Source organism: Streptomyces sp. NPDC047974 (genome assembly GCF_040653375.1).
In the GTDB taxonomy this organism is placed as follows: domain Bacteria; phylum Actinomycetota; class Actinomycetes; order Streptomycetales; family Streptomycetaceae; genus Streptomyces.
Map to the genome: position 1 here is coordinate 25,817 of NZ_JBEZNU010000011.1, position 13,244 is coordinate 39,060.

Here is a 13,244-nt window from a genome sequence, read left to right on the forward strand (position 1 = left end):
ATCACCTGAAGCCGTGGGGCCCCGTGAGGCCCGGCGGGACCTCAGAAGTTGATCATGTGGCCGGCGATGCCGTGGACGGCTTCCTTGACGGCCTCGCCCAGGGTCGGGTGGGCGTGGACGTTCCGCGCGACCTCGTGGACGGTGAGGTCCCACTGCTGGGCCAGGGTCAGCTCGGGCAGCAGCTCGGTGACGTCCGGGCCGATCAGGTGGGCACCGACGATCTCGCCGTACTTGGCGTCGGCGACGATCTTGACGAAGCCGGTGGAGTCGCCGAGGCCGTGCGCCTTGCCGTTCGCCATGAAGGGGAACTTGGCGACCTTGACGTCGTAGCCCTTCTCGCGGGCCTGCGCCTCGGTGTAGCCGAAGCTCGCGATCTGCGGCTGGCAGTAGGTCGCGCGCGGGATCATCGCGTAGTCGAGCTCCATGGTCTCGGCGCCCGCGATGGTCTCGGCGGCGATGACGCCCATGGCCTCGGCGGTGTGCGCGAGCATCAGCTTCGCGGTGACGTCGCCGATGGCGTAGATGTGCGGGACCGAGGTGCGGCTGCGGCCGTCCACGTCGATGGCGCCGCGCTCGGTGAGGGCGACACCGGCGGCCTCCAGGCCGTAGCCGGTGACGTTCGGCGCGAAGCCGATGGCCTGGAGGACCTTGTCGGCCTCCAGGACCTTGCTCGCGCCGTCCTTGCCGGTGACGGTGACGCGGACCTGCGGGCCGGACTCGTCGATGGCGTCCACGCGGGTCGAGGTGAGGACGTCGATGCCGAGCTTGCGGTACTGCTTCGCCAGCTCCTTCGACACCTCCTCGTCCTCCAGCGGGGCCATCCGGTCGAGGAACTCGACGATGGTGACCTTGGTGCCGTAGTTGTTGAGCACGTACGCGAACTCGATGCCGATCGCGCCGGCGCCGGCGATGATGATCGACTTCGGGGCGTCCTCGGCGAGGATCTGCTGCTCGTACGAGACGACGCGGTCGCTCAGCGCGGTGCCGGGCAGCAGACGCGGGCTGGCGCCGGTGGCGATGATGCAGTTGTCGAAGGTGATCGTCTGCGTCGTGCCGTCGGCCTTCGCCACCTGGAGGGTGTGCGCGTCGAGGAAGGTGCCCCGGCCGTCGAACTCCGTGATGCCGTTCTTCTTCATCAGGAAGTGGACGCCCTTGACGCGGCCGTCCGCGACCGAGCGGCTGCGGCGGTAGGCGTCGCCGTAGTCGAAGGTCACCGAGCCGTCGACCTTGATGCCGAAGGTCTTGGCCTCGTGGTTGAAGATGTGCGCCAGTTCGGCGTTGCGGAGCAGCGCCTTGGTGGGGATGCAGCCGACGTTCAGGCAGACACCGCCCCAGTACTTCTCCTCGACGACCGCGACCCGCTTGCCCAGCTGGGCGGCGCGGATGGCGGCGACGTAGCCGCCGGGGCCAGCTCCGAGTACGACGACGTCGAAGCGGTCTGACATGACTGACTCCCGAGGGTGATGAGGGTGTTCGGTGCACGTACGAGCCCACAGTAGTCCGGTCTCCGTGGAGCGGCCGGGGAGATCCGCCACACCTGTGGACGAGTTGTAGGATGACTGGGCAACCGGGTGATCGATCGGATCGGGAGGTACGGGACGGATGGCGGCACTGAGAGCGGCGGGGCGGACCTCGCTGGTGGACTCCGCGGTGGAGCAGCTGCGGGCGCAGCTCGCCGAGGGCGAGTGGTCGGTCGGCGACCGCATCCCCACCGAGCACGAGCTCGCCCAGCAGCTCGGCGTCGGCCGCAACACCGTCCGCGAGGCGATCCGGGTCCTCGTCCACGCCGGGCTCCTGGAGTCCCGGCAGGGCAACGGCACCTTCGTCCGCTCCACCGCCGACCCGGCCGCGGTCCTGCGCGGAGTCCGGCACGCGGGCGCCCGGGACGTGCTGGAGCTGCGGACCGCCCTGGAGGCGGAGGCGGCCAGGCTGGCGGCGGAGCGGCGGGACACCCACGACCTGCTGCGGCTGCGGGCCTCCCTGACCACCCTGCGCGAGGAGGGCGACCGGGACGCCGACGCCGACCTCGCCTTCCACCTCGCCGTGGTCGGCGCCACCCACAACGCCGCCTTCATCGAGGTCTACCGCTTCTTCTCCACCCAGGTCCACGAGGTGCTGGTGGAGGCGCTCGGCGACCGCGCGATGCCGCCGGTCGACATCGACGCCCACGAGGCCCTGATCGCCGCCGTCGAGGCGGGCGACGCGGACGCCGCCGAACGTCAGGCCCGCGAGCTGCTGCGGATACCGGCGGAGACCGTGGCGGCGCTCATGGCGGAGCGCGCCGACGGGACGCGGGCATGAGGGGCACGGAGACGGACCACGCGCGCGTGCTCGTCGACGCCGAGGCGGACGTACGGCCCTCGGCGGCGGGGGCGGCCGCCCGGCGGGCGCTGCTCGCCCATCCGGTGCTGCTGCTGGTCGGCATCGTGCTCGCCTCGCTCAACATGCGGGTCGCGCTGGCGAGCGTGGCGCCGCTGGTCGGTGAGATCGCCGAGAAGTTCGACCTGTCGTCCACGGCCGGCTCCCTCATCACCTCGATCCCGGTGCTCTTCCTGGGGCTCGGCGCGCTCGTCGCCCCGTGGCTCGGCCGCCGCTTCGGCGCCGAGCGGACGGTCCTCGCCGCGCTGCTGCTGCTCGCCGTCGGCATCCTGGCGCGCCTGCTGCCGTCGGTCCTGGCGCTGTACGGCGGCGGAGTCCTCGTCGGCACCGCGATCGCCCTGCTCAACGTGCTGATGCCCGGGATCGTCAAGCGGGACTTCCCGCACCGGGCGGCCGCGATGACCTCCGTCTACACGGGGGCGATGGTCGCCGGAGCCACGGTCGCCGCGGCGGCGGCCGTGCCCCTGGAGGAGGCCCTCGGCGGCGGCTGGCAGGGCTCGCTCGGCTTCTGGTCGCTGCTCGCCGTCGTGGCGGCGGTGGGCTGGCTGCCGCAGGTGCTGATCGCCCGGGGCCGTACCGGGCACGAGGTACGGGCCGCCCCCGCCCCCGGCGCGGCGCCCACGCGCGTGTGGCACTCGGCGCTCGCCTGGCAGGTGACCCTCTTCATGGGCCTGCAGTCGCTCTGGTCGTACGTGCTCATCGCCTGGATGCCGACGATCTTCACCGACCACGGGATGAGCCGCTCCGAGGCCGGCGTGGTCTTCGCCTTCAACAACCTGATCCAGGTCGCCGGGGCCTTCGTGGTGCCGCTGCTCGCGGGCCGCAGGCGCAGCCAGCGCCCGCTGGTGGTGCTGGTGACGGCGATGGTCGCGGCCGGGTACGCGGGGCTGCTCGTCGCCCCGGCCGAGGGTGCCTGGCTCTGGGCCGCGGTCCTCGGCATCGGTCAGGGCGGCGCCCTGGGACTGGCCCTGACCCTGATCGTGCTGCGGACCGGGGACGCCCCGACGGCCGCCCGGCTCTCCGGGATGGCGCAGACGGTCGGCTATCTGCTGGCGGCCGCCGGGCCGCTCGCGGCCGGGGCCCTGCACCAGGCGACCGGCTCGTGGACGGTGCCGATCGCGCTGGTCCTCGGGGTGTGCGCGGCGGCCGCGGGCGTCGGCCTGCTCGCCGCCCGCGACCGTACCGTCTGACGCTCCGTCCGGAGGGCGTCTACTCCTCGCCGGCCAGTGTCAGCGTGCGCAGCTTGTGGCCGGCGAACCAGGTGGCGCCGAGGGTGACGGCGACCAGGAGGACCGTCGCCGTCGGCAGGGCCACGTCCGAGCTGATCAGCCCGTCGCCGGTGACCTTCTCGGCGAGCGCCAGCGCCCACTGCTGGACGCTGAGCGTGCGGGCGCCGGCGATCAGGGAGCCGAAGAGCGCCTCCCAGACCAGGGCGTAGACGAGGCCGATGACCACGGCGTGCCGGCTGATCGTGCCGAGCAGCAGGAACAGCGCGCTGTAGGCGATGGAGGCGACGAGCGCGGCGACCGTGTAGGCGACGGCGACCTGCTGGCCGTTCCCGTTCAGGATGAAGCCGGCGATCAGGGTGGGCACGGCCGAGAAGGCCATGGTCACGGCGATGGCCACGATCAGCTTGGTCATGATGATCGTCGGGCGCTTCACCGGCTTGGAGAGCAGATAGACGATGGAGCCGTCGTCGATCTCCGGGCCGATCGCGCCCGTGCCCGCGATGACGCCGATCAGCGGCACCATCGTGGCGAGCGCGAAGCCTCCGAGGAGGTCGGCCGCGACCTGGTCGTCCGCGCCGTTGATGACGCGGACGGCCGTGGCGATGAGCAGGAGCAGCCCGGGCAGCAGGAAGAGGATCGCCGCCCGGCGGCGGCCGAGGAGGGCCCGGTAGGTGAGCCGGGCGACCGTGGGGTCGTACATCGGGGTCGTGCTCCTTTCAGGCCGCGACGAGATACGAGAAGACGGATTCGAGGGACTCGTCGGACGGCGAGACCGTCAGCAGCCGGATCCCACGCGCGCGTGCCACCTGCGGCAGCAGCTCGGTGAACCGTCCGAAGTCGACTGCCTGGATCCGCAGTCCGCCCTCCACCTCGTCGACCTCGATGCCGGCCGTGGACGGGTCGGCGATCAGCGCGGCGGCGAGCGCCCGGTCGTCGCTGGAGCGGACCAGATAGCGGTGCGGCCGGTCGGTCATGAGGCGGCGGATCCGGCGGAAGTCGCCGGAGGCGGCGTGCCGGCCGGCGACGATCACCTCGATGTGCGAGGCGAGCTGCTCGACCTCCTCCAGGATGTGCGAGGAGAACAGGACCGTGCGGCCCTCGGCGCCCATCCGGCGCAGCAGCTCCATGAGCTGCATCCGCTGGCGCGGGTCCATGCCGTTGAACGGCTCGTCGAGCAGCAGCACGGACGGCTCGTGGACGAGGGCCGAGGCCATCTTCACGCGCTGCCGCATGCCCTTGCTGTACGTGGCGATCTTCCGGTCCTGCGCGTGCTCCATCTCGACGGTCGCGAGGGCCTTCCGGGCCTCCGCGGCACCGAGGCCCTGGAGTTCCGCGTTGGCCACCACGAACTCGCGGCCGGTGAGGAAGTCGTACATCGCCTCCCGCTCGGGGACGACGCCGATGGAGCGGTAGACCGACTCGTTGCGCCAGACCGGCTCGCCGTCCAGGGTCACGCTGCCCGTGGAGGGGTCGAGGAAGCCGCCCATCATGTTGATGAGCGTGGACTTCCCGGCGCCGTTGGGGCCGAGGAGGCCGGTCACGCCGGGTTCGATCGACATCGTGACGTCGTTGACGGCGACGACGTTGCCGAACCAGCGGGAGACGTGGTCGATGTGCAGAGTACTCACAGGCCGACCTTCCGGTAGCGGGCCATCAGGATGCCGTAGCAGCCGGCGATGAGGCCGAGGACCACCACGAGGTAGACCACGCCGGCTCCGGTCCCGACCGGTACCTCGCCGGGGAAGGAGGCGGGCGCGCCGAGGAAGGCGTTCTGCAGGCCGATGATCAGGGTGAGGGGCGAGAAGAGGCCGAGCCACGGGATGGCTCCGGTGTTCTCGGTGGCGTAGGAGATGCCCTGGAGGGTGGAGACCGCGCCGTAGGTGATGGTGAGGACGGCGATCACGGCGGCGACGCCGAAGCCGCGGCGCGGGGTGAGCGCGGCCATGACCAGGCCGAGGCCGGCGAACAGCACCGACAGGAGCGCGACGGAGACGAGGCCCTGGCCGAACAGCTTGGCCTGCTCGGCGAAGTCCATCTTGGCCAGCATCGAACCGATCCACATGATGAGCAGCGGGCTGGCGGTGAGGATGAAGAGCGCCGAGGCCATCGCCCCGTACTTGGCGAGCACGTAGTCGGCGCGCTCGATGGGGCGGGAGAAGTACAGCGGGACCGTCCGGAACCTGAGGTCGCGGGAGACCGACTGCGGGGCCTGGGACGCCAGGTAGACGGCGATGACGAGCTGGAGGTAGACCGCGTACTGGGTGTACTCCATGATGTGCTTCTCGTTCTTCATGTACACCGCGATCGCGGTGACGATCAGCGCCGGCACGCACATCACGCCGAAGAGCAGCATCGGCAGCACCTTCGACTTGGCGCTGCGGCCCAGGCCGTACGCCCCGCGCAGGGACTGCGAGAAGAGCGAGCGGCGGGCGTAGGAGCGGCCGAGCCTCGGGCCGTCGTAGGACCGGTATCCGATGTTGTGGATCCGGGTGGTGTCGGGGGCGGCCCCGGGGGCGGGGGTGCTCATCGGGCCTTGACCTCCTCGTGCTGCGCGGCTGCCTCGGGACGGAAGACCTCGGCGATGTGGTGGCGGCGCTGCTCCATGCGGACCAGGCCGAGCCCGAGGCCGGCGACGGTGTCGCGCACCAGGTCGTACGTCTCCTCGCCGGGGGCCTCCAGGAGGAGGATGTGGCCGGCGCCGGGCAGGCCGTCCTCCACGCCCGCGTGCAGGGTGACGCCGGCGGCGGTGAGCGCCGCGCGGAGGGCGGCGGTGCCGTCCGGGTGGGCGTCGGAGTCGGTGACCTCGACCGCCAGGGTCGTGGTGGTGCGGGTGAAGTCGCTGGTGGAGCTGGACCTCAGCAGCTTGCCGCCGTCGATGACGACGACGTGGTCGCAGGTCCGCTCCAGCTCGCCCAGGAGGTGGGAGGTGACGAGCACGGAGATGCCGAAGTCGGTCCAGACGCGTCGGATGAGGCCGAGCATCTCGTCCCGGCCGACCGGGTCGAGGCCGTTGGTCGGCTCGTCGAGGAGGACCAGCTTGGGGTCGTGGACCAGGGCCTGGGCCAGCTTCACCCGCTGCTTCATGCCGGTCGAGTAGCCGCCGATGGGGCGGTAGCGCTCCTCGTACAGGCCGACGTGGCGCAGGGTGTCGGCCGTCCGCTCGCGGGCGGCGGTCGGCGGCAGGCCGGACATCCGCGCCATGTGGACGACGAACTCGGTGGCCGAGACGTCCGGCGGCAGGCAGTCGTGCTCGGGCATGTACCCGACGCGCTCGCGGATCTCGGGGCCGTGCGTCGAGACGTCGAGGCCCAGGACCTCGGCGCGGCCCTCCGTGGCGGGGGAGAGGCCGAGCAGGATCTTGATCATCGTGGACTTGCCGGCTCCGTTGGCACCCACCAGTCCGGTCACACCGGGCCCGATGTCCAGGGAGAGCCGGTCGAGAGCGGTCACCCGGGGGAACCGCTTGCTGAGGCTTTCGGTGGCGATCACAGTCACGTTTCGACGGTAGTGGCGCGCGCCACAGCCGTCGTCAGCCCTACGGATCGATCCCTCTCCGACTTCTGGCGTACGAACCCCGAGAGGGTTCGCGACGAAAGTCGCCGCGGTCTCGGGGACGGGGTTTTCCACAGGGTCTCGTGCACACCCCTTGACGTAGCCGCCGAGCATTGTCACATTCATCGGTGTCAAGTTACGGACGCGTAGGGCGACCAAGCGCTCACACGGGACGGGCGGGTGGCATGACCTCAGCAGTGGCAAGCGAACTGACCGCGGAACTGCGGGGGTTCAAGGAAGTACAGCAGCTCTCCTACGCCTGCGCGGAAGCGGTCGCGGCCCAGCTCAGGCCGGGCGTGACCGAGCGCGAGGCGGCGCGGATGCAGCGCGAGTGGCTGTACGAGCGCGGTGTGAAGGACTGGTTCCACCGCCCCTTCGCCTGGTTCGGGGACCGCACCGCGTTCGTCGACTTCAGGATCCCCCTGCAGTTCTTCCCCACCGACAAGCGCCTGGAGCCGGGGATGCCCTTCATCCTCGACATGGCGCCCGTCTACAAGGGGTACACGGCCGACGTCGGCTACAGCGGCTGCCTCGGGCTCAATCCGCTGCACGACAAGCTCCTCGCCGATCTGCGCGAGCACCGCGAGCTGATCCTCCGCGAGGTGCGCGAGCGCCGCAGCCTGCGCGAGATATACGAGGACGTGGACCGGCTCATGGTCCGCCAGGGGTACGCCAACCGGCACCGGGCCTATCCCTTCGGCGTGATCGCCCACAAGATCGACCGGGTGAAGGAGCGGCGGTTCGCCCCCACCCTGTTCGGCTTCGGCACCCAGTCCCTCAAGGGCCTGCTGAGCGACGCCGTGCACGGCCACCGGGACGGCTGGTCGCCGCTGTGGTCCCCCTACACGTTCTCCGACCACCCGCCCACGCCGGGCCTCTGGGCGGTCGAGCCGCACCTCGGATTCCGGGGGACGGGCGCGAAGTTCGAGGAGATCCTGGTCGTCACCGACTCCAGGGACCCCGAGCAGAGCGCGTTCTGGCTGGACGACGACCTGCCGCACGTGCGGCGGTGGAACGAAGGAGCGGTCTGATGGCGGGCGCGGGACTCAAGGGGGCGCGGGAGCGCCGGGTCCGTACGGGCGGGATCGAGCTGTGCGTCGCCGAGCTCGGCGACACCGACCGGCCGACGGTGCTGCTCGTGCACGGCTACCCGGACTCGAAGGAGGTCTGGTCCGAGGTCGCGGCGCGGCTCGCCGAGGAGTTCCACGTCGTGCTCTACGACGTGCGGGGCCACGGCCGTTCGACGGCGCCGGCGCCGCTGCGCGGCGGCTTCACCCTGGAGAAGCTGACCGACGACTTCCTCGCCGTCGCCGACGCGGTCAGCCCTGACCGGCCGGTCCACCTCGTCGGGCACGACTGGGGCTCGGTGCAGTCGTGGGAGTTCGTCACCGTGCCGCGCACCGAGGGCCGGATCGCCTCCTTCACCTCCCTGTCGGGCCCGTCGCTCGACCACTTCGGGCACTGGATCAAGAGCCGGATGACCCGCCCCACCCCGCGCCGGGTCGGGCAGCTCCTCGGCCAGGGCGCGAAGTCCTGGTACGTGTACATGCTGCACACCCCGGCGCTGCCGGAGATGGCCTGGCGCGGCCCCCTCGGCAAGCGCTGGCCGAAGGTCCTGGAGCGGATCGAGAAGGTCCCGGCCGGCGACTACCCGACGGCCTCGCTGCCCGACGACGCGGCCACCGGCGCCTGGCTCTACCGGGACAACGTCCGGGCGCGCCTCTCCCGGCCCCGCCCCGACGCCTTCGCGCACGCGCCCGTGCAGCTGATCACCCCGACCGGGGACTCCTTCCTCTCCGAGCGGCTCTACGACGACCTGGGCGCCTGGGTGCCGGAGCTCACCCGGCGCACCCTGCCCGCGAAGCACTGGGTGCCGCGCACCCGCCCCGACCAGCTGGCGGCGTGGATCACGGACTTCGTCCGCACCCACGAGGAGCCGGAGACGCGGGCGCCCCGGCCGGTGGCGGAGTCGACCGCGAAGAGCGGCGTGAAGCCGGAGTACGCGGAGCGGTTCGGCGGCCAGCTGGTGCTGGTCACCGGCGCCGCCAGCGGCATCGGGCGGGCCACCGCCTTCGCCTTCGCGGAGGCCGGTGCCCGGGTCGTCGCGGTCGACCGGGACGCCGAGGGCGCGGCCAGGACGGCCGAGATGGCCCGGCTGATCGGCGCCCCGGAGGCGTGGGGCGAGGCGGCGGACGTCTCCGACGAGCAGGCGATGGAGAAGCTGGCGGCCAGAGTGGCCGACGAGTACGGAATCGTCGACGTCCTCGTCAACAACGCGGGCATCGGCCTCACCGGCTCCTTCTTCGAGACGACCGGCGAGGAGTGGAAGCGGGTCCTGGACGTCAATCTGTGGGGCGTGATCCACGGTTGCCGGGTGTTCGGGGCGCAGATGGTGGCCCGCGGCCAGGGCGGCCACATCGTCAACACCGCCTCGGCGGCGGCCTTCCAGCCCTCGCGGGCGCTGCCGGCGTACAGCACCTCGAAGGCGGCGGTGCTGATGCTCAGCGAGTGCCTGCGGGCCGAGCTGGCGGACCGCTCCATCGGGGTGAGCGCGATCTGCCCCGGGATCGTCAACACCAACATCACCGCGACCGCCCGCTTCGCCGGGGTCACGGACGCGGCGGAGGAGAAGCGGCGGCAGCAGAAGGCCTCGCGGCTGTACGGCCTGCGGAACTATCCGCCGGAGAAGGTGGCGGACGCGATCCTCGACGCGGTGCTGCACGACCGGGCGGTCGTGCCGGTCACCCCGGAGGCCCGGGGCGCCCACGCCCTCTCCCGGCTGGCCCCGGGCGCGCTGCGCGCCCTGGCCCGCTGGCAGCCGCCGGCGTAACGGCGGGGGCCCGGGCGGGCGGTCGGTCGTACGATCCCTCGCAGCAGGGGCCCCGCGCGGGGTGGAACGATCGGCCGGTGGGAGCGGGATGTCCGAGCAGTCAGCAGTGCGAGCGGAGTACCGGATCGAGGACCTCGCCCATCACAGCGGGGCCACGGTCCGGACCATCCGCGCCTACCAGGACCGCGGCCTGCTGCCCCGCCCGGAGCGGCGGGGCAGGGCGAACGTGTACGGGGACAGCCATCTGGCCCGGCTGCGCCAGATCGCCGACCTCCTGGACCGGGGCTACACGCTGGCCTCGATCAAGGAGCTCCTCGACGCCTGGGACACCGGCCGGGGGCTCGGCGGGGTGCTCGGGCTCGTCGCGGAGGTCCAGGGGCCGTGGACGGACGAGGAGGCGGCCCGGATCACCCGCGCGGAGCTCGACGCCCGCTTCGGCGGCGACCCGGACGAGGACGCCGTGCGGGAGGCGGTCGAGCTCGGCGTCCTGGAGCGGGTGCCGGGCCGGGAGGCCGAGGAGTACCTGGTGCCCAGTCCCCAAGAGCTGGCGGTGGCCGTGGAGTTGCACGCGGCCGGTGTGCCGCTCTCCGCGATCACCGGTCATCTGAGGGAACTTCGGGAGCAGGTCGAGCACATAGCGTCCCGTTTCCTGGAGTTCACCACCGAGCACGTCTTCGCCCGCTATCTGGAGCACCGGCCGCCGACGGACTCCGACGCGGCCGAGGCGGCGACGATGGTGCGGCGGCTCCGCCCGCTCGCCCAGCAGACGGTGGACGCCGAACTGGCGCGCGCCATGCGGATCCTGGCGACCCGTCACCTCCAGATCCACCTCTCTCCCGAGGGGCCGCCACCGAGGGACGACGAGCCGCGCCCCGTGCCGATCCCGGCAGACACGATCAGGGCCGTACAGGCGTTGGTTGGCCCGGAGGCCGTCGCGGCGTTCCTGACGGCGGCGGCGGAACGCGAGGTCAACAAAAGGACATTGGACGCATTGACGCTAAATGCCCTGAATTCCCCCACTGTTCAATAAACCGCTTGATCCTGCGGGGCAGTTGTCCACAGAATCCTCAACTGGCTTGTGGATAACTCATGTTGGCTGTGGATCAAACCTGAACGGGGAAGAACGATGGACGAACGTCGCACGGTGAAGGTGTCCAAGTACCTCTCGAAACACCTGCGGCACCAGCCGGAGCGGATCGGCCTGGTCCTGGACGCGCACGGCTGGACCGAGATCGACGCGCTGCTCGCCGCCACGGCCGCCCACGGCTTCCCGATCTCCCGCGCGGAGCTGGACCACGTGGTCGCCTCCAACGACAAGCGGCGGTTCGCCGTCGAGGGCACCCGGATCCGGGCCAACCAGGGCCACACGATCAGCGTCGACCTCGACCTGCCGGCCGCCGAACCGCCCGCGTACCTCTACCACGGTACGGTCGCCGACCGGCTGCCCGCGATCCGGGCGGAGGGCCTGCGGCCCATGGCCCGCCACGACGTCCACCTCTCCCCCGACCGCGAGACGGCGACCCGGGTCGGGGCGCGACGGGGCCGGCCGGTGGTGCTGAGCGTGGACGCGGGGGCGATGCACCGGGCGGGCCACGAGTTCCGGGTCAGCGCCAACGGGGTCTGGCTGACGGCGGCCGTACCGGCGGAGTTCATCCGCTTCCCCGACTGAACCGGGCGGCCACCGCCCGGACCCGTCCCCCCGCGGGCCTCCCGCACGACTGGGGCATGATCGGGTCATGTCGCACCCGCATCTGCCCAGCACCCAGGCCGCCGTCAACGCCGTCCGCGCCCTCGCCCGGGAGTTCGGCCTGGAGATCACCGTGACCGACGACATCGGCGCGGACCAGACCTCGCGCCGCACCGCCGCAGGCGCCTTCCGCGTGCTGGACGAGAACGGCTCGCTGCCGCACGAGGCCTACGTCGAGCTCGGCGGCTCGCCCTCCGTCTCCGTGCAGCTCTACCCCGAGGACGACGCCCGGATCATCGTGGACGGCGTCGAGTTCGCCGACGTGCCCAGGGACGCCGTCCCCGGCTTCGTACGGGCGCTCCACACCGGTCTCGCCCACGTGAAGGGACGGTTCTTCCCGCCCGGCCAGTGGCTGATCGTCCCGGTGCCGGGCGGCGCGACGTACAAGGAGCTCATCCCGCTGATGGCGCTCACCCCGTGGCTGAGCTCCCGCGTCCGCTGACGGATCCGACACCCGGTCAGCCGAGGCGCGCCAGGGCCTCCGTGGCGATCGACTCGAAGACGTCCCGGTCCGCGGCGAACACCGAGTCCTGGATCGGCCAGTGGATCACGATCTCGGTGAAGCCGAGGTCGCGGTGGGTGCCGGCGAAGTCCACGAAGGCCTCCAGGGAGGAGAGCACCCCGTTCTTCTCCGGGGTGAAGCCGGTGAGCAGGACCTTGCCCAGCTCGGCGACGTCCCGGCCGGCGTCCGCGCACGCCTTGCCCAGCCGCTCGACCTGACCGCGCAGGGCGTCCACCGACTCGGCCGCCGTACCCGACTCGTACAGCTTCGGGTCGCCCGTCGTCACCCACGCCTGCCCGTGGCGGGCGGCGAGCCGCATCCCGCGCGGGCCGGTCGCGGCGATCGCGAAGGGCAGCCGGGGGCGCTGCACACAGCCCGGGATGTTGCGCGCCTCCTCGGCCGAGTAGAACGCGCCGCGCTCCGTCACCGCGTCCTCGGTGAGCAGCCGGTCGAGCAGCGGGACGAACTCGGCGAGCCGGTCGGCCCGCTCCTTCGGCGTCCACGGCTCCTGCCCGAGCGCGGTGGCGTCGAAGCCGTTGCCGCCGGCTCCGATGCCGAGGGTGACCCGGCCGCCCGAGACGTCGTCGAGCGAGATGAGCTCCTTGGCCAGCGTCACCGGGTGCCGGAAGTTGGGCGAGGTGACGAGGGTGCCCAGGCGCAGCCGGTCCGTGGCGGTCGCGGCGGCCGTCAGGGTCGGCAGGGCGCCGAACCACGGGCCGTCCCGGAAGGTGCGCCAGGACAGGTGGTCGTAGGTGTACGCGGCGTGGAAACCGAGCTCCTCGGCCCGCTGCCAGGTGGCCCGGCCCCCCTCGTGCCAGCGGTCGACAGGAAGGATCACGGTGCTCAGACGCAGACTCATGCCCCGAGCGTACGTCGCCCCCGCGACACGGGCCTTTCCGCGGCCCCGGCCGCCTCGGTCGAGCACACCCCGCCCCGAGGACGTCCAGCTCACGCGCTCCCTCCCCGCCCGGCCACTCAAATGTGCGGGGACACGCACGCCCGTGC

13 protein-coding genes are annotated in these 13,244 nt (G+C 72.0%); 7 read left to right on the forward strand and 6 right to left on the reverse strand.

Translation table 11 applies throughout. The annotated features are described in order from the left end of the window. Positions 1-41: 41 nt before the first annotated feature. On the reverse strand, positions 42-1,445 hold the full coding sequence (gene lpdA / locus AB0E19_RS17535; protein WP_360604318.1) for a dihydrolipoyl dehydrogenase: 1,404 nt from the start codon (positions 1,443-1,445) through the stop codon (positions 42-44). Positions 1,446-1,602: 157 nt separating this feature from the next. On the opposite strand from lpdA, the gene AB0E19_RS17540 reads away from it, so the two are divergent. Both AB0E19_RS17540 and AB0E19_RS17545 read left to right on the forward strand, forming a co-directional pair. Continuing rightward, the gene (locus AB0E19_RS17540; protein ID WP_362180229.1) at positions 1,603-2,301 is read left to right on the forward strand and encodes a GntR family transcriptional regulator; all 699 of its coding nucleotides are present in this window, start codon (positions 1,603-1,605) and stop codon (positions 2,299-2,301) included. Then, positions 2,298-3,569 (forward strand): MFS transporter, encoded by a 1,272-nt coding sequence (locus AB0E19_RS17545; protein WP_362180232.1) that lies wholly within the window; start codon positions 2,298-2,300, stop codon positions 3,567-3,569. Before AB0E19_RS17540 ends, AB0E19_RS17545 begins: the two co-directional genes overlap by 4 nt. Before the next feature lie 19 nt (positions 3,570-3,588). Here AB0E19_RS17545 and AB0E19_RS17550 read toward each other — a convergent pair whose 3' ends face one another. The 4 genes from AB0E19_RS17550 to AB0E19_RS17565 are packed head-to-tail and all read right to left on the reverse strand — an operon-like array spanning position 3,589 to position 7,097. Further along, complete coding sequence (locus AB0E19_RS17550) at positions 3,589-4,308, reverse strand: ABC transporter permease (protein ID WP_360604312.1); 720 nt, start codon at positions 4,306-4,308, stop codon at positions 3,589-3,591. Between the two features lie 16 nt (positions 4,309-4,324). Then, on the reverse strand, positions 4,325-5,236 hold the full coding sequence (locus tag AB0E19_RS17555) for an ABC transporter ATP-binding protein (protein WP_362180236.1): 912 nt from the start codon (positions 5,234-5,236) through the stop codon (positions 4,325-4,327). Then, complete coding sequence (locus AB0E19_RS17560; protein ID WP_362180239.1) at positions 5,233-6,135, reverse strand: ABC transporter permease; 903 nt, start codon at positions 6,133-6,135, stop codon at positions 5,233-5,235. Before AB0E19_RS17560 ends, AB0E19_RS17555 begins: the two co-directional genes overlap by 4 nt. Then, positions 6,132-7,097: an ABC transporter ATP-binding protein gene (locus tag AB0E19_RS17565; RefSeq protein ID WP_360604675.1), complete on the reverse strand. Its 966-nt coding sequence runs from the start codon at positions 7,095-7,097 to the stop codon at positions 6,132-6,134. Before AB0E19_RS17565 ends, AB0E19_RS17560 begins: the two co-directional genes overlap by 4 nt. A gap of 248 nt (positions 7,098-7,345) precedes the next feature. On the opposite strand from AB0E19_RS17565, the gene AB0E19_RS17570 reads away from it, so the two are divergent. The 5 genes from AB0E19_RS17570 (at position 7,346) to AB0E19_RS17590 (ending at position 12,179) form a co-directional block, all read left to right on the forward strand. Beyond that, positions 7,346-8,191 (forward strand): M24 family metallopeptidase, encoded by an 846-nt coding sequence (locus AB0E19_RS17570; protein WP_362180242.1) that lies wholly within the window; start codon positions 7,346-7,348, stop codon positions 8,189-8,191. Then, positions 8,191-9,990 (forward strand): SDR family oxidoreductase, encoded by a 1,800-nt coding sequence (locus tag AB0E19_RS17575; protein WP_362180245.1) that lies wholly within the window; start codon positions 8,191-8,193, stop codon positions 9,988-9,990. Before AB0E19_RS17570 ends, AB0E19_RS17575 begins: the two co-directional genes overlap by 1 nt. Before the next feature lie 88 nt (positions 9,991-10,078). Further along, complete coding sequence (locus AB0E19_RS17580) at positions 10,079-11,020, forward strand: MerR family transcriptional regulator (protein WP_362180248.1); 942 nt, start codon at positions 10,079-10,081, stop codon at positions 11,018-11,020. A 96-nt stretch (positions 11,021-11,116) separates the two neighbouring features. After that, positions 11,117-11,659 carry an RNA 2'-phosphotransferase gene (locus AB0E19_RS17585; RefSeq protein ID WP_362180251.1) on the forward strand — a complete coding sequence of 181 codons (543 nt, stop codon included), beginning with the start codon at positions 11,117-11,119 and terminating at the stop codon, positions 11,657-11,659. Positions 11,660-11,726: 67 nt separating this feature from the next. Then, complete coding sequence (locus AB0E19_RS17590; protein WP_362180254.1) at positions 11,727-12,179, forward strand: hypothetical protein; 453 nt, start codon at positions 11,727-11,729, stop codon at positions 12,177-12,179. 16 nt (positions 12,180-12,195) lie between these two features. Here AB0E19_RS17590 and AB0E19_RS17595 read toward each other — a convergent pair whose 3' ends face one another. After that, a complete protein-coding gene (locus AB0E19_RS17595) occupies positions 12,196-13,098 on the reverse strand; it encodes an LLM class flavin-dependent oxidoreductase (RefSeq protein WP_362180257.1) in 903 nt (300 codons plus the stop codon). Positions 13,099-13,244 lie beyond the last annotated feature (146 nt).